14 protein-coding genes and 4 tRNA genes are annotated in these 14,729 nt (G+C 65.6%); 15 read left to right on the top strand and 3 right to left on the bottom strand.

Annotation, left to right across the window (positions count from 1 at the left end):
* Entirely contained in the window at positions 1–894 is an 894-nt protein-coding gene (locus tag IV501_RS10830; protein WP_200555052.1) for an alpha/beta hydrolase fold domain-containing protein, read from the bottom strand.
* 38 nt (positions 895–932) lie between these two features.
* Between IV501_RS10830 and IV501_RS10825 the strand changes: the two genes are divergently transcribed.
* On the top strand, positions 933–1,772 hold the full coding sequence (locus tag IV501_RS10825; protein WP_200555053.1) for an MBL fold metallo-hydrolase: 840 nt from the start codon (positions 933–935) through the stop codon (positions 1,770–1,772).
* A 57-nt stretch (positions 1,773–1,829) separates the two neighbouring features.
* Here the strand turns inward: IV501_RS10825 and IV501_RS10820 are convergent.
* Positions 1,830–1,905: transfer RNA gene (locus IV501_RS10820), tRNA-Val, on the bottom strand.
* Between the two features lie 149 nt (positions 1,906–2,054).
* On the opposite strand from IV501_RS10820, the gene IV501_RS10815 reads away from it, so the two are divergent.
* From IV501_RS10815 to pdxT, 7 genes are all read left to right on the top strand, one after another.
* Positions 2,055–2,126, top strand: a tRNA-Gly gene (locus IV501_RS10815).
* 91 nt (positions 2,127–2,217) lie between these two features.
* Positions 2,218–2,291 (top strand) — tRNA-Cys (locus IV501_RS10810).
* A gap of 16 nt (positions 2,292–2,307) precedes the next feature.
* Positions 2,308–2,379 (top strand) — tRNA-Val (locus IV501_RS10805).
* Between the two features lie 217 nt (positions 2,380–2,596).
* The gene (thrS, locus tag IV501_RS10800; RefSeq protein ID WP_234698268.1) at positions 2,597–4,513 is read left to right on the top strand and encodes a threonine--tRNA ligase; all 1,917 of its coding nucleotides are present in this window, start codon (positions 2,597–2,599) and stop codon (positions 4,511–4,513) included.
* A gap of 2 nt (positions 4,514–4,515) precedes the next feature.
* Complete coding sequence (locus tag IV501_RS10795) at positions 4,516–5,124, top strand: HIT family protein (RefSeq protein WP_200555054.1); 609 nt, start codon at positions 4,516–4,518, stop codon at positions 5,122–5,124.
* A gap of 86 nt (positions 5,125–5,210) precedes the next feature.
* Positions 5,211–6,122 (top strand): pyridoxal 5'-phosphate synthase lyase subunit PdxS, encoded by a 912-nt coding sequence (gene pdxS, locus IV501_RS10790; protein ID WP_307812165.1) that lies wholly within the window; start codon positions 5,211–5,213, stop codon positions 6,120–6,122.
* A gap of 5 nt (positions 6,123–6,127) precedes the next feature.
* A complete protein-coding gene (gene pdxT, locus IV501_RS10785; RefSeq protein ID WP_200555055.1) occupies positions 6,128–6,727 on the top strand; it encodes a pyridoxal 5'-phosphate synthase glutaminase subunit PdxT in 600 nt (199 codons plus the stop codon).
* A gap of 89 nt (positions 6,728–6,816) precedes the next feature.
* On the opposite strand, the gene IV501_RS10780 is transcribed toward pdxT, so the two are convergent.
* Entirely contained in the window at positions 6,817–7,857 is a 1,041-nt protein-coding gene (locus tag IV501_RS10780) for a hypothetical protein (protein WP_200555056.1), read from the bottom strand.
* 434 nt (positions 7,858–8,291) lie between these two features.
* Here IV501_RS10780 and IV501_RS10775 point away from each other — a divergent pair, with 434 nt between their 5' ends.
* From IV501_RS10775 to secF, 7 genes are all read left to right on the top strand, one after another.
* Positions 8,292–9,050: a YebC/PmpR family DNA-binding transcriptional regulator gene (locus IV501_RS10775; protein WP_200555057.1), complete on the top strand. Its 759-nt coding sequence runs from the start codon at positions 8,292–8,294 to the stop codon at positions 9,048–9,050.
* 18 nt (positions 9,051–9,068) lie between these two features.
* Positions 9,069–9,647, top strand: a complete 579-nt coding sequence (ruvC, locus tag IV501_RS10770) for a crossover junction endodeoxyribonuclease RuvC (protein ID WP_200555433.1) — start codon at positions 9,069–9,071, stop codon at positions 9,645–9,647.
* On the top strand, positions 9,644–10,282 hold the full coding sequence (ruvA, locus tag IV501_RS10765; RefSeq protein WP_200555058.1) for a Holliday junction branch migration protein RuvA: 639 nt from the start codon (positions 9,644–9,646) through the stop codon (positions 10,280–10,282). Before ruvC ends, ruvA begins: the two co-directional genes overlap by 4 nt.
* A gap of 2 nt (positions 10,283–10,284) precedes the next feature.
* Positions 10,285–11,319 (top strand): Holliday junction branch migration DNA helicase RuvB, encoded by a 1,035-nt coding sequence (gene ruvB, locus IV501_RS10760; RefSeq protein WP_200555434.1) that lies wholly within the window; start codon positions 10,285–10,287, stop codon positions 11,317–11,319.
* Between the two features lie 73 nt (positions 11,320–11,392).
* The gene (locus IV501_RS10755; RefSeq protein ID WP_200555059.1) at positions 11,393–11,824 is read left to right on the top strand and encodes a preprotein translocase subunit YajC; all 432 of its coding nucleotides are present in this window, start codon (positions 11,393–11,395) and stop codon (positions 11,822–11,824) included.
* Between the two features lie 117 nt (positions 11,825–11,941).
* Positions 11,942–13,714 (top strand): protein translocase subunit SecD, encoded by a 1,773-nt coding sequence (gene secD, locus IV501_RS10750; protein ID WP_200555060.1) that lies wholly within the window; start codon positions 11,942–11,944, stop codon positions 13,712–13,714.
* A complete protein-coding gene (secF, locus tag IV501_RS10745) occupies positions 13,714–14,703 on the top strand; it encodes a protein translocase subunit SecF (RefSeq protein ID WP_200555061.1) in 990 nt (329 codons plus the stop codon). Before secD ends, secF begins: the two co-directional genes overlap by 1 nt.
* The last annotated feature ends 26 nt before the right edge of the window (positions 14,704–14,729 follow it).

Genomic DNA, 14,729 nt, shown 5'->3' with positions numbered 1-14,729 from the left:
TCAGCGCATCGCGCGGCGCATGACCTCGCGCGCAGCCTTCGCCTCGCCGATAGGCAGCAGCGGGTAGACGTGAATCATGCCTGGCGCCTCATGGAAGTCGAGGTCGACGCCGGCGACAGCCGCGGCATCCACCAGGCGGTGAGCGTCGGCATTCAGGATGTCGCGGGTGCCGCTGAACATCGTGATCGGTCCGAGGCCCAGCAGGTTGCCGTAGATCGGACTCACCAGCGGATCGAGCTCGGGAAGGTCACCGCGATAGAGCTCCCCGGCGGCGTGCGAACCCGGGACGGCCAGCCATGGGTCGCTGGGCGCGATCTGCGCCAGGCGGGGGTCGGTGCCGCTGATGTCCAGCCACGGGGAGATAAGCACGGTCGCCCGCGGGGCGGGGAATCCGCGGTCGCGCAGCTGCTGGGCGACGGCCAGCGCCATCCCCCCACCGGCCGAGTCGCCGAACAGACCGAAATGGCGCGCGCCGTGTTCGGTGATGAGGGACGCCGCGAGCTCCGTCATCGTGGGCACGATGGTCGACGCGGTCGCCTCGGGCGCGAGCGGAAAGATCGGAACGGTGAAACGGATGCCAGCGGTCGCGGCGAGGTCGGCAATCAGCGTCCAGTGCTGTCGTTGGATCTGGAACACGTACGACCCGCCGTGCAGGTAGAGAGCAACCCTGGTTACGGTGCCGTCACGCGGGCCGACCGTGTACACGGGCATGCCGCCCACCGTCGTTTGCTCGACGCGAACCTTTTTCGCGAGTGCGGGCGGGGGAGCCCACGATGCGGGATGTGCGCGCAGTTCGTCTACCCGCTTCAGCGTGAGCTCGGCCGACGAATAGCGCCGCTTCGCACCCCGCAGCGTCATCACGAGCGGCATCAGGCGGCTGGAGAGGCTCTGCATGCTCTTCCTTCGTAGCGGGGTCTCCCTATGATGGCCGGATGTCGAGCTCAGCGTGGACCGAAATCGCCGACGGCGTGTCCCAGCGCCGTTACGACCCGGAGGATGTGTCGATTGTGGCCATCGTCGGGACCTCGGGCGTCTCGGTCATCGACACCCGTAACAATCCGGCGGAGGGCGAGGAGATGATCGCCGATGTCGAGCACGAGTTCGGCCTCCCGATCGTTGCGGTAATCAACACCCACGCCCACTACGACCACACCTTCGGCAACCAGGTCTTCGCGGCGCGAGGCATCCCGATCTACGGGCACTACCGCATCGCCGCCCACCACGCTGACTATGAGGCGCCGAGAGTCGCCGCGGCGCAGGCCGATCCGGCACGAGAGCCGGGTCAGAGTTGGGCGGATGTCGTGCTGACGGCGCCGACGGTGCTCATTTCCGAGCCCAGCACCGTCGATCTCGGCGGGAGGGCGGTCGAGCTGATCCCGATCGACCCCGGCCACACCGACACGGATATCGCCGTTTTCGTCCCCGATGTGCGGGTCTGGGCGCTCGGCGACGTGATCGAACAGTCCGGTCCGCCGATGTTCGGGTCTGGCAGCTTTCCGCTGCTCTGGCCGGACGCCGTGGCGCGTCTGCTCGACTCGATCTCGTCGAGCGATCCCATCATCCCGGGGCATGGCACGGTGGTCGATCGCGATTTTGTCGAGCGTCAGATTGACCAGCTCGCAGCCGTGGCTCACGCCATCCGCTCGAGGCATGCCGCCGGATTGTCCGTGGCTGCCGCGGTGGCCGAAGGCGGCCTCGAGCTCTGGCCAGCGTGGATGCTCGAGTCGGCCTTTGCCCGCGGGTACGCGCAGCTCGATGCGCAAACATCCTGAATCGACGCGATCTGAAACGACGAAAGCCCCGGAAAACCGGGGCTTCAGAAGTGATTCTGGTGGGCGATACCGGACTCGAACCGATGACCTCTTCCGTGTGAAGGAAGCGCGCTACCAACTGCGCCAATCGCCCTGACTCGACAATCTTGCCATATCGCGAGCGGTGGTCCGTGCCGATAACCGGCGCGACTCGCGTGACACGCGCGGCGTGCGCGCCCGAATTGGCTCTCTGCGCTCGGCTGGGCTAGAGTCATTTCCGCACGCAGAAATGTAAAGCGAAATGCGGATGTGGCGCAGTGGTAGCGCATCACCTTGCCAAGGTGAGGGTCGCGAGTTCGAATCTCGTCATCCGCTCGAAGGAAGAGTCTCACGACTTATACACACAGAGCTGAATAAAGTGTGCTGAAGTAGTTGTCAGCACTGGTAGTACTGAAGTTCAGATCATGGTGGCGTGGCCGAGAGGCGAGGCAGCGGCCTGCAAAGCCGTCCACACGGGTTCAAATCCCGTCGTCACCTCCACAGATATAAATAGCTTGAGCGATTGGCGCAGCGGTAGCGCGCTTCCCTGACACGGAAGAGGTCGCTGGTTCGATCCCAGTATCGCTCACACGAGTAAGGCCCCGGACTTCGGTCCGGGGCCTTACGTGTTTCTCGCGCCGCTACAGTTGGAACTACATTTCCACCCTGTAAGGAGCACCTTCGTCGTGTCTGAATCGCCTGCCGGCAACGAGTCCACCGCTGTACCGAATGGGGCAGTCGAGTCGATCACGGCGACGGAGACCACGACCGGGTTCGGGCTCTTCTCCGACCGCAAGATCGTCGCCATGTACGTGAACGGCGACCTGCTCGACCTCGCGGCGACGGTGGAGGCCGGCCAGACCGCAGAACCGGTGTTGATCTCTTCTCCAGCGGGACTCAGCATCCTGCGCCATTCCGCCGCGCACGTCGCAGCCCAGGCCGTGCAGTCGATCAACCCCGAGGCGAAGCTCGGTATCGGTCCGCCGATCACCGACGGTTTCTACTACGACTTCGATGTCGACACCCCATTCACCCCGGAAGACCTGAAGGCCATCGACAAGGCAATGGCGGCGATCATCAAGCAGGGTCAGCGTTTCCAGCGTCGCGTGGTCACCGAGGACGAGGCGCGCGCCGAACTGTCGAACGAGCCGTACAAGCTCGAGCTGATCGGCCTGAAGGGTCATGTCGGCGAGGGCGACGGCAGCACCGACGACAACGAATCCGTCGAGGTAGGCGGCGCGGAGCTGACAATCTACGACAACGTCGACCCGAAGACGGGGGAGACGGTCTGGAAAGACCTCTGCCGCGGCCCGCACCTGCCGAACACCCGCATGATCGGCAACGGATACGCGCTCACCCGCTCCGCCGCCGCCTACTGGCGCGGCTCGGAGAAGAACAAGCAGTTGCAACGCGTCTATGGCACGGCCTGGCCGACCAAGGAGGAGCTGCGCGCCTACCAGAGCCGTCTCGAGGAGGCTGCTAAGCGCGACCACCGCAAGCTCGGGGCAGAGCTCGACCTGTTCTCGTTCCCGGAGGAGATCGGCTCCGGACTCGCGGTGTTCCACCCGAAGGGCGGCATCATCCGTGCCGAGATCGAGGACTACATGCGCCAGCGGCTTCGCGCCAATGGCTATGAGCTCGTCAACTCGCCCCACATCACCAAGGGCGCGCTGTTCGAGACCAGTGGTCACCTGCAGTGGTACCGGGAGGGGATGTTCCCCCCGATGCACCTGGACGAAGAGGTCGATGCCGACGGCCACGTCACCAAGCAGGGCCAGGACTACTACCTCAAGCCGATGAACTGCCCGTTCCACAACCTGATCTTCCGGGCGCGCGGACGCAGCTATCGGGAGCTTCCCCTGCGCCTCGCCGAGTTCGGCACGGTGTATCGGTACGAGAAGAGCGGAACCCTGCAGGGTCTCACCCGCGTGCGCGGCCTCACCCAGGACGACGCGCACATCTACGTCACACCGGAGCAGGTCAAGGACGAGGTTGCGAGCCAGCTCGAGTTCGTGCTCGAAACTCTGCGCGGCTACGGTCTCACCGACTTCTATCTCGAGCTCTCCACCCGCAACCCGGAGAAGTCCGTCGGGGCTGACGAACTGTGGGAGCAGGCGACCGAGACGCTGCGCGAAGTGGCGGTCGCATCCGGCCTTGATCTCGTTCCCGACCCGGGCGGAGCGGCCTTCTACGGTCCGAAGATCTCGGTGCAGGCACGGGACGCCATCGGGCGCACCTGGCAGCTGTCGACCGTGCAGCTCGACTTCAACCAGCCGGATCGCTTCGACCTCGAGTACACCGCGGCCGACGGCAGTCATCAGCAGCCGGTGATGATCCACCGCGCGCTGCTCGGCTCGATCGAGCGGTTCTTCGCCATCCTGCTCGAGCACTATGCCGGAGCCTTCCCGGTCTGGCTGTCCCCGGTGCAGGTCATGGGCATCCCGGTGGCGGAGGAGTACCAGGAGTACCTCGCCGGCATCATCGACCAGCTGAAAGTTCTGGGCGTGCGCGCAGAGCTCGACACCTCCAGCGACCGGATGCCGAAGAAGATCCGCACGCACACGCTGCAGAAGATCCCGTTCCAGTTGATCGCAGGCGAAGAGGACCGCGCGAACGGTGCGGTCAGCTTCCGCTTCCGCGACGGCCACCAGGAGAACGGCATCCCCATCGCCGAGGCGATCGAGAGGATCACGTCGGCTATCGCCACCAAGGCGCAGGTCTAGACATGGAGTCGACGGGGGACCGCGCGGCGGACGCCTACGGGAGCGATCCCGTCATCGGTGATGCCAGCTTCGGCGAGGTGAGCATCGAGTCATCCGCCGACTTCGCCGCGGTTCCGGATGCTTTCCAGCGCCTGTGGACCCCACACCGGATGGTCTACATCGAGGCAGGGCCCACCCCGCACGAACAGGAGTGCCCGTTCTGCGTCGCACCATCGATGTCCGACGAGAAGGCGTTGATCGTGGCGCGGGGAGAGCATTGCTACGTGCTGCTCAATCTGTTCCCCTACAACTCCGGTCATCTGCTCATCGTGCCGTACCGCCACATCGCCACCTACGACGAGGCGAATGCGGACGAGGTCGCCGAGATGGGCAGCCTGACCCAGATCGCCATGCGGGTGCTGACCGCGACCTCACACTGCGATGGCTTCAACATCGGCATGAACCAGGGAAAGATCGCCGGGGCCGGCATCGCCGGGCACCTGCACCAGCACATCGTGCCACGGTGGGCGACCGACTCGAACTTCTTCCCCATCATTGCCGGAACGAAGGCGGTACCGCGCCTGCTCGGTGAGGTGCGGGCGGAAGTGGCGGGAGCCTGGCCGGCCGCGTAATGCAGCACCACCGGAATCGTCGGGCACCCGCGCCCGCAATACAATGAAATGGCCTCGAAACCCACCGAGGCACAAGAGAGGCAATCGTGAGTGACGACACCCAGACCAACAATTCCGAGACAATCGGCTCGAGCCGTGTGAAGCGCGGGCTCGCCGAGATGCTCAAGGGCGGCGTGATCATGGATGTCGTCAACGCCGAGCAGGCCAAAATCGCCGAAGAGGCGGGCGCCGTCGCCGTCATGGCGCTGGAGCGCGTGCCCGCAGACATCCGTTCGCAGGGTGGCGTCGCGCGCATGAGCGACCCCGACCTCATCGACGGCATCATCGCCGCCGTCTCGATTCCGGTCATGGCCAAGGCGCGCATCGGCCACTTCGTCGAAGCACAGGTGCTGCAGGCCCTCAAGGTGGACTACATCGACGAGTCCGAGGTGCTGTCGCCGGCCGACTACGTCAACCACATCGACAAGTGGCCCTTCACCGTTCCGTTCGTCTGTGGCGCGACCAACCTCGGTGAGGCGCTGCGTCGCATCAACGAGGGCGCGGCCATGATCCGCTCGAAGGGCGAGGCCGGCACCGGCGACGTCTCCGAGGCGACTAAGCACATCCGCACCATCAAGGGCGAGATCGCCGCGCTGACCGCGATGTCGCACGACCAGCTGTACGTCGCGGCGAAAGAACTGCAGGCACCGTACGAGCTCGTCGTCGAGATCGCGCGCACCGGCAAGCTCCCCGTCGTGCTGTTCACCGCGGGCGGAGTCGCCACGCCGGCCGACGCCGCACTCATGATGCAACTCGGTGCTGACGGCGTGTTCGTCGGCTCCGGCATCTTCAAGTCGGGCGACCCGGCGAAGCGTGCAGCCGCGATCGTCAAGGCCACCACCTTCTTCGACGACCCGGCCGTTATCGCCGAAACCTCGCGCGGGCTGGGCGAGGCGATGGTCGGCATCAACGTCGCCGACCTCGCCGCGCCGCACCGTCTCGCCGAGCGCGGCTGGTAATTCGGGTGACCTCCGACGCCGTTCCGGTCGGGGTTCTCGCCCTGCAGGGCGACTTCCGCGAGCATCTCGCGGTTCTCGCCTCGCTGGGTGCGGATGCCCGGCCGATCCGTCGGGAGAGCGAGCTTGCCGAGGTGCGCGGCCTCGTCATCCCGGGTGGGGAGTCGAGCGTGATGGACAAGCTGTCGCGGGCTTTTGGGCTCGCGGATCCGCTGAAGGACGCCATCCGTTCGGGTATGCCGGTCTACGGCACCTGCGCGGGCCTCATCATGCTCGCCGACCGCATCCTCGACGGTATCCCCGGGCAACAGAGCCTGGGCGGTCTGGATGTGGCGGTACGGCGCAATGCGTTCGGCTCTCAGTTGGATTCCTTCGAGACCGACCTCGACATCCCGGAGCTCGGGGAGCCCGCGATGCACGCGGTGTTCATCCGCGCGCCCATCGTCGAGGAGACCGGGCCCGCCGCGACCGCGCTCGCGACCGTGGCGGATGGCCGCGTGGTCGCCGTCGAGCAGGGCAATCTGCTGGGCACCTCATTCCACCCGGAGATCACCGGGGACACGCGGTTTCATGAGTACTTCCTGCGGAAGGTGCGCGCGCGGGAGTAGTTCGCGCGCCTGGCAACCACTGAGTTGCCCGAATATGCAGGTGTGAGCGCCCGAAACGTTGCATTTTCGGGCAACTCAGTGGGGGCGAGTTACGGAACGTTGGCGGCGTGCTCCCACGGTTCCTCTTCACGGTCGCGATGCCAGCCCTCTTTCGAACCATTCGGCCGCACCATGTCAGCCAGCCAGTACGTTTCGTCGGGGTTGAAGTTCGCCAGTACGGTGTGACCGCCGGCAACCGGGAGCGCTCGTCCGGCCGTGGCGAGATATCCAGCGACGGTGAGGTGCACTCCGTCAAAGACAGTGGATGCCGCGAGCCAGTCCGGAATGAACCATCGGCCGTCGACCCCGGTCGCCCTCCACCAGTTGTGCCGGCGGGATCGCGTGACTTCGAGCGGGAACCGTTCGACCAGCCCAATCCAAGCTTCCGGACCCTCGATCTCGAGCACCCGCGCTGAGGGTGCCACCGACACGGGAGTGGCCTCCGCGTCGGTCCATCCGAATCCGTCCTCGACAAGGGTGAGGCCGATGGGCCCTCCCCGGGTCAGCTCGCGGGTGGTCACGGCAAGCCCGGTGAAATTGGGGATGGACCACCACGGTCCGCTGATGCGCTCGGTCACCGGCACGGCTAATTCAGGTGCGCTGGCTTCGTCGTCGATCGTCCGGATGCTCCAGTTCGCGAGTCGCTCGGAGAAGTCCCAGCGCGACTCTTGCTTATCCCGCCCCGGATTGTCGAAGGCGACGATCCGTTGAGACTCGGCTGCGCAGGGGGACTCCCACCACTGGGCTCCGGGCGCGGCGCTGACGGCCGTTGCCAATGTGCGTAAAGCCTCGATGCATTCGGGCCTCGCGAGCAGCGCGTCTTCGTCGTCGGGCGCCTGCCAGTACATCGCCCGATCGACGGATTCTCGGAGGGATGCCAGTTCGAACCTCTCGACCACATTCGAGATCACTCGGGCCGGGGCTGGCACCAGAGTCGCGATCGCCTCGCAGAAGGCGGAGCGAGCGGCGACATCATCCGGAGCCCAGGCGGCAATAAGGCCGAGATTCCATACCTGCTGGTCCAGCCGGTGACCAATGGCGAACAGGAGGCGCCGGCCACGCGGTCCCGCAAGCAGTGACTGCGCGTCCATGCTGAGCCTCCGTCGTGTTTCTCTCACCCTATGACCTCACCCTCCCGGTGAGTCTTCATGAATGGCGCTTCGTCCGCGCGCGAAGAGCCATTGGTGACGACTCACGATGTGGAGAGCAGCCGTTCTGCCGGGGCGCCTGCACGACGGAATCGCGCGGGCTCCGATCAGCCGCGATCGGGGCGGAGGCGTCCGAAATGACGGAGATTCTGTCAGGGTGACCCATCTCGCCCGATGGGATTAGATGAGGAAGCAATTTCTCCGTCATTTCGGACAGAGATAGACGCTGCCCGCCCCCGGAGGCCAATCGAGTGTCGCCTTCTGCCGGGTGCCGGCAGATAGTCGATGCGGGGGGCCGACGTCATCCGCGACCCGTGGGCGCGACGGGCCGGGCTGCGGGGGAGGCGTCGCGACCCTCGCCGGGTAGAATGTTCAGCATGTCAGGCCACTCCAAATGGGCAACCACCAAGCACCAGAAGGCGATCAAAGACTCGCGCCGTGCCAAGTCGTTCGCCAAGCTCATCAAGAACATCGAGGTCGCCGCCAAGATGGGCGGTGCAGATCTCTCCGGTAACCCCACCCTCGTGGATGCGGTTCAGAAGGCGAAGAAGACCTCTGTTCCCAACTCCAACATCGACAATGCCATCAAGCGCGGTTCCGGCCAACTCGGTGAGGCCGTCGATTATCAGACCATCATGTACGAGGGCTACGCCGCCGGTGGCGTCGCACTCCTGATCGAATGTCTCACCGACAACAAGAACCGTGCCGCCGCCAACGTGCGTGCCATCATGTCCCGCAACGGCGGCACTATGGGCGACCCGGGCAGCGTCGCGTACAACTTCAGCCGCAAAGGCGTCATCTCGGTGACGAAGACCGACGGCACCGACGAGGATGACATCCTGGGCGCGGTGCTCGACGCGGGAGCGGAAGAGGTCAACGACCGCGGTGCCGGGTTCGAGATCGTCACGGAGCCGCAGGACCTGGTCGCTGCGCGCACCGCCCTGCAGGATGCCGGTATCGACTACGACTCGGCCGACGTCGAGTTCGTCCCCGGTCTCACCATCGCGGTCGACCTCGAGACGGCGAAGAAGGTCTTCCGCCTGATCGACGCGCTCGACGACGACGACGATGTGCAGAACGTCTACGGCAACTTCGAGGTGCCCGCCGACGTGCAGGCGCAGCTCGACGAGGAATAAGCGACTCAGGTGGGCTCCGTGCGGGTGCTCGGGATCGACCCCGGCCTCACCCGCTGCGGCGTCGGAATCGTGGATGTCGCCCCCAACCGCACCGCGGTGCTGGTCGACGTCGTCGTGATTCGCACCCCCTCGACCATGGCGCTCGAGAAGCGGCTGCTCGAGGTCGGCGAGGAGATCGAGCGACTGCTCGACGTTCACCGTCCCGCGGCCGTGGCGATCGAGCGAGTGTTCGCCCAGCAGAACCTCGGCACGGTGATGGGCGTCGCCCAGATCAGCGGCATCGCGCTGTATCACGCGTCGAAGCGCGGACTGCCGGTCGGCCTTCATACGCCGTCGGAGGTCAAGGCGGCGGTCACCGGGTACGGGTCGGCCGACAAACAGCAGGTGGCGACGATGGTCGCCCGCGTGCTCGGTCTCGCGGAGCTGCCGAAGCCCGCCGACGCCTCCGACGCCCTCGCGATCGCGCTCTGCCACGGCTGGAAGCGGGGAACGGTCATTGCTCCCGCCGGGGGAGCGCTGACCCAGGCCCAGCAGGCATGGCTCGCCGCAGAGCGCTCGACCGCAAAGTCGGCGCCCAAACGTAGGCTTGGCGCATGATCTCCTCCGTCCGTGGCACCGTTCTCGGTGTCGCCGGAACCACTGCTGTCATCGAGGTCGGTGGCCTCGGTCTCTCCATCAACGTCACCCCCCAGCACGCCCTGTCCCTGCGCATCGGCACCGAGGCGACGGTGCGTACCGCGCTCATCGTGCGCGAAGACGACCTCTCACTGTTCGGGTTTCAGGATGCTGACGAGCTCATGGTCTTCGACCTGCTCCGTGGCACCACCGGCGTGGGGCCGAAGTCGGCGATGGGAGTGCTGGCGGCGATGACCCCGAGCCAGATCTCCGCAGCCGTGGCCTCCGACGACGATGCTGCGTTCCGCAAGGTCTCCGGCATCGGCCCCAAGACCGCGAAGCTCATCGTGGTGTCCTTGACCGGCAAGATCCAGGCCTTTGCATCCAGCGCTCCGGCGCCACGGGCGGCGACCACCGTGACCGAGAGTGTGCTCGTCGCACTGGTCGGGCTCGGTTGGAGCGAGCGCGTTGCGGCTCAGGCTGTCGACGAGGCTCTGGCCGAAGCATCCGCCGATCAAGCCGCGGCGGACCAACCGCACACGGTGCAGCAGTTGTTGCGACTCACGCTGTCGCGTCTCGGACCGCAGTCGGCAGACCCGGTGGGGAGCAGTAGGTGAGCATGTCCGACGACCCGTCCGTCGCCATCGTGCGGCCCACGCCAGAGTCGGATGCCGAACTCGCCTTCGAGGGGGCGCTCCGCCCGAAGTCGCTGGCCGAATTCGTCGGCCAGGCCAAGGTGCGCGCGCAGCTGCAGCTGTTGCTCGAGGCCGCACGCATCCAGAACCGCACGCCCGACCACATTCTGCTGGCCGGCCCTCCCGGACTCGGCAAGACCACGCTCGCGATGATCGTGGCGCAGGAGAGCGGCAGACCGCTGCGGATGTCGAGCGGCCCCGCCATCCAACACGCCGGCGATCTCGCCGCGGTGTTGTCGTCGCTGGTACCGGGGGAGATCCTGTTCATCGACGAGATCCACCGCATGGCGCGTTCCGCGGAGGAGATGCTGTACCTCGCGATGGAGGATTTCCGCATCGACATCATGGTGGGTAAGGGGGCAGGGGCGACCTCTATCCCGCTCGATCTCGCACCGTTCACCCTGGTGGGCGCGACGACGCGCTCCGGCATGCTGCCGAATCCGCTGCGCGACCGCTTCGGCTTCACCGCGCATCTCGAGTTCTACTCGGAACCGGAGCTGGAGCAGGTGCTGAGCCGTGCTGCCCTTCTCCTAGACCTTCCGATCGATCGTGCCGCTCTGGCCGAGATCGCCGGGCGTTGCCGGGGAACGCCACGAATCGCCAACCGGCTGCTTCGTCGAGTGCGGGACTACGCCCTGGTGCACGGCGACGAGGCGGGACTCGGCGCGGTGCAGGCCGCCCTGGAGCTGTATGACGTCGACCAGCTCGGGCTGGACCGCCTGGATCGAGCCGTGATGGAGATCATCCTGACCCGCTTCGACGGGGGACCGGTGGGGTTGAACACGCTCGCGGTCTCGGTCGGCGAGGAGGCGGAGACCATCGAGTCGGTGGTCGAACCCTTCTTGGTGCGCATCGGACTGATCACGCGAACCCCCCGCGGCCGCGTCGCGACCCGGCTGGCCTGGCGCCATTTCGGACTGTCGCAGTCGAACGGGGCGTTGTTCGGCGATGACCTATAATTCAAGCTGGCCACTCAGCACGCAGGGTTAGACTCCCCGTGTTTCCCTAAGAACTCGGAAGGTTCCTTCGCGCATGCAATTCGATCCCACCCTTATCCTCATCGCAGTTGTACTGGTGGCTTTCGTCATCTTCCAGTTCCGCTCCTCCCGCAAGAAGGCCAAGGCGGCGGCCGAGCGTCAGAAGCAGATCGTTCCGGGCGTGGAGATCATGACCAACTACGGACTGTTCGGCACGATCACCGAGCTCGACGACGAGAACAACTTCGCGTTCATCGAGATTTCTCCCGGCAACGTGATCAAGATCCACAAGTCCACAATCCTCAAGGCCGCTGACGACACCGTCGAGCCCGAGACCGTGGAAGAGCTCGAATCCGAGGGTGGCGGCGAGACCACCATCGTCGTACCCGAGCAGTCCTCGTCGACCGTTAAAGAGCCGCAGTTCGGCGAGCGTGTCGAACCCGCGTCGACGCCCGAGACCGGTGCGGCAAAAAAGCTCGAAGACTAACCGCTAATCTGAACGGGGCCGCTCGAGATCCTCGGGTTGGCCCCGCTCCAGCGTTTCGCCTTGCACCCTAGCCTGCGCGCGTGCTGACCTCCCCGCTCACAGAAAGCTGAGTTCCCTTTGGCAAGAACGACCCCGGTCAAGAAGGCGACACGTTCGCTGGTTTGGCTCCTGGTCATCGCGGCTCTTCTCGCGATCGCAAACGGGGCGAATGCCTTCTTCACTGCGAATCCCAAGGGACCGGATATCAGCAAGGTGGTCGCCGCGGCGACCTGGACGCCGAAGCTCGCGCTCGACCTCGAGGGCGGCACCGAAATCATCCTGCAGCCCCAGGTGGCCTCTGGCCAGGCTGCTCCGACGGCGGAGCAGCTCGATCAGGCCGTGGCGATCATCCGTCAGCGCATCGATGCGAGCGGTGTCTCCGAGGCGGAGATCAACACGCAGGGCAGCCAGAACGTCGTCGTGAGCATCCCCGGAATTCCGGATCAGGCGACGATCAACCGCATCGAGTCCTCGGCGAAGCTCGAGTTCCGTCCGGTGCTGGTGACGGATGCCGCGGCCAGCAGCGCCGTGGGAGGTTCGGCCACTCCGAGCCCGACGCCGAGCGATTTCACTACGCTCCAGGCGACCCCGAGCACCAAGCCGACCAACGGCAGTGACCTCGCCTACGTCACCCCGAAGCTGAAGGCCGAGTTCGATGCCTTCAGCTGCGCCGACGTCGACAAGACCAAGGCGAACGTCGCGGATCCGAAGATCCCGCTCATCACCTGCGATGACAGCGGTGCATACAAGTACATCCTCGGCCCGGTCGAGGTGGCAGGCGAGACCATCTCCGACGCCACCAACGGCCAGGTGCAGAACTCGCAGGGAGCGACGACCGGCCAGTGGGCGGTCAATATCGTCTTCAACGCCAAGGGCACCAAGGAGTTCGCCGCGGTCACCACCCGACTCAACGCCTTCCCGCAGACCGATGCGCGCAACCGTTTCGCCATCGTGCTCGACGGCCGCATCATCTCGGCGCCGACCACCAACGCGGTGATCACCAACGGCAAGCCCCAGATCAGCGGCAACTTCACCCAGGCGACGTCGAAGACCCTTGCGGACCAGCTCAAGTTCGGCGCGTTGCCGATCGGGTTCAAGGTGCAGAGCAACGAGACCATCACGGCGACCCTCGGTAAGACCCAGCTCCAGAGTGGTCTGCTCGCCGGGCTGATCGGTCTGATCCTGGTCGTCTTGTACTCGCTGCTGCAGTACCGCAGCCTCGCCTCGATCACGATCGCGTCGCTGGTGGTGGCGGCGGTGCTCACCTACCTTGTCGTCGTTCTGCTCTCCGGTCGAGAAGGGTTCAGGCTCTCCCTCGCCGGTGTGGCCGGCCTCATCGTCGCCATCGGTATCACGGCGGACTCGTTCATCGTCTACTTCGAACGAATACGAGACGAACTGCGGGATGGCCGGGCGCTCGACGGGGCCGTCGAGGCGGGCTGGAAGCGCGCGCTGCGCACCATCATCGCGTCCGACGCCGTCAACTTTCTCGCCGCGGCCATCCTGTTCGCCGTCGCGGTCGGAAACGTCAAGGGCTTCGCGCTCACCCTCGGCATCACCACCCTGATCGACCTCGTCGTGGTCACCCTGTTCACGCACCCAATGCTTCAGCTGATCGCCCGGCGACCGTTCTTCGCGGAGGGCCACCGATTCAGCGGGCTTGACCCGAAGGCTCTCGGCGCGGTGTACCGCGGGCGTGCCCAGTTCCGCGAGCCGGCCGCCGCGGTCGCTGCCAAGAAGACGGCGGCGTCGGGCGAGGCTCAGCGTCGCCAGACGATTGCCGAGCGCAAGGCCGCCGAAGCCGCAGCCTCGCAGCCATCCACTAGCCGCACCAAGGGGAAGGACTCCTGATGGCCAGCTTCTCCCAGTTCGGCAACGACCTCTACACCGGCGCTCGTTCGTACAACATCGTCGGCCGCCGCAAGGTCTGGTATCTGGTCTCCGGCCTCCTTCTGCTCATCGTGATCGTGGTTCCGATCGCCCGGGGCGGCTTCGTCTTCGGCATCGAGTTCCTCGGGGGATCGCAGTTTCAGATCTCGAACACCGCGAACACCAACCAGCCGTTCGCCCAGAACACCGTCAACGACACCGTTGCCGGCAAGAACCCGCGCGTCACCGTCGTCGGCAACGACTCCGTACGCATCCAGACCGATCAGCTGACATCTGACCAGAGCGTCGAGGTCAAGGATGCGCTGGCCAAGGCCTACGACATCCCGAGCAAGCAGGTCACGGCTTCCTTCATCGGTGCGACCTGGGGTCAGGACATCACGCGCCAGGCGCTCACCGGTCTCATCATCTTCGTGGTTCTCGCCGCGATCGTGATGGCACTCTACTTCCGCACCTGGAAGATGTCGGTCGCTGCCCTCGTCGCATTGCTTCACGACCTGGTCATCACCGCCGGCGTCTACGGCGTCTTCGGTATCGAGGTCACGCCGGCCGCGGTCATCGGCTTCCTGACGATCCTCGGCTATTCGCTGTATGACACGGTCGTCGTCTTCGACAAGATCCGAGAGAACACATCGGAGGACGGCGACCTGTCGCGGCGCACGTTCGGGGAGTCGGTCAACCTCGCCGTCAACCAGACCCTGGTGCGATCGATCAACACGTCGATCGTCGCGATCTTGCCGGTCGGCTCGATCCTCTTCATCGGAGCGGTACTCCTCGGTGCCGGAACGCTGCGCGACATCTCGCTCGCGCTCTTCATCGGCATCATCGTGGGCACCTATTCGACGATCTTCGTCGCAGCGCCGCTATACGCGCAGTTGCGTGGAACCGAGCCCGCGGTGAAGAAGCGCAATCAGCGGGCGTTGGCGAACCGTGAGGCTAGTCTCACCAAGTAGTTCCGCGCAGTCCTCCCGAACCACCC

The organism is Lacisediminihabitans changchengi (assembly GCF_016634425.1).
Lineage (GTDB): Bacteria > Actinomycetota > Actinomycetes > Actinomycetales > Microbacteriaceae > Lacisediminihabitans > Lacisediminihabitans changchengi.
The sequence above is the reverse complement of the archived record's forward strand: the minus strand, read 5'-3'. Positions and strand labels throughout refer to the sequence as shown.

Excerpts from the sequence above, each read along its gene's own strand:
- IV501_RS10830 (WP_200555052.1), bottom strand. The coding sequence starts at position 894 with ATGCAGAGCCTCTCCAGCCGCCTGATGCCGCTCGTGATGACGCTGCGG.
- IV501_RS10825 (WP_200555053.1), top strand. The coding sequence starts at position 933 with ATGTCGAGCTCAGCGTGGACCGAAATCGCCGACGGCGTGTCCCAGCGC.
- thrS (WP_234698268.1), top strand. The coding sequence starts at position 2,597 with ATGTACGTGAACGGCGACCTGCTCGACCTCGCGGCGACGGTGGAGGCC.
- IV501_RS10795 (WP_200555054.1), top strand. The coding sequence starts at position 4,516 with ATGGAGTCGACGGGGGACCGCGCGGCGGACGCCTACGGGAGCGATCCC.
- IV501_RS10780 (WP_200555056.1), bottom strand. The coding sequence starts at position 7,857 with ATGGACGCGCAGTCACTGCTTGCGGGACCGCGTGGCCGGCGCCTCCTG.
- IV501_RS10775 (WP_200555057.1), top strand. The coding sequence starts at position 8,292 with ATGTCAGGCCACTCCAAATGGGCAACCACCAAGCACCAGAAGGCGATC.
- ruvA (WP_200555058.1), top strand. The coding sequence starts at position 9,644 with ATGATCTCCTCCGTCCGTGGCACCGTTCTCGGTGTCGCCGGAACCACT.
- ruvB (WP_200555434.1), top strand. The coding sequence starts at position 10,285 with ATGTCCGACGACCCGTCCGTCGCCATCGTGCGGCCCACGCCAGAGTCG.
- IV501_RS10755 (WP_200555059.1), top strand. The coding sequence starts at position 11,393 with ATGCAATTCGATCCCACCCTTATCCTCATCGCAGTTGTACTGGTGGCT.
- secF (WP_200555061.1), top strand. The coding sequence starts at position 13,714 with ATGGCCAGCTTCTCCCAGTTCGGCAACGACCTCTACACCGGCGCTCGT.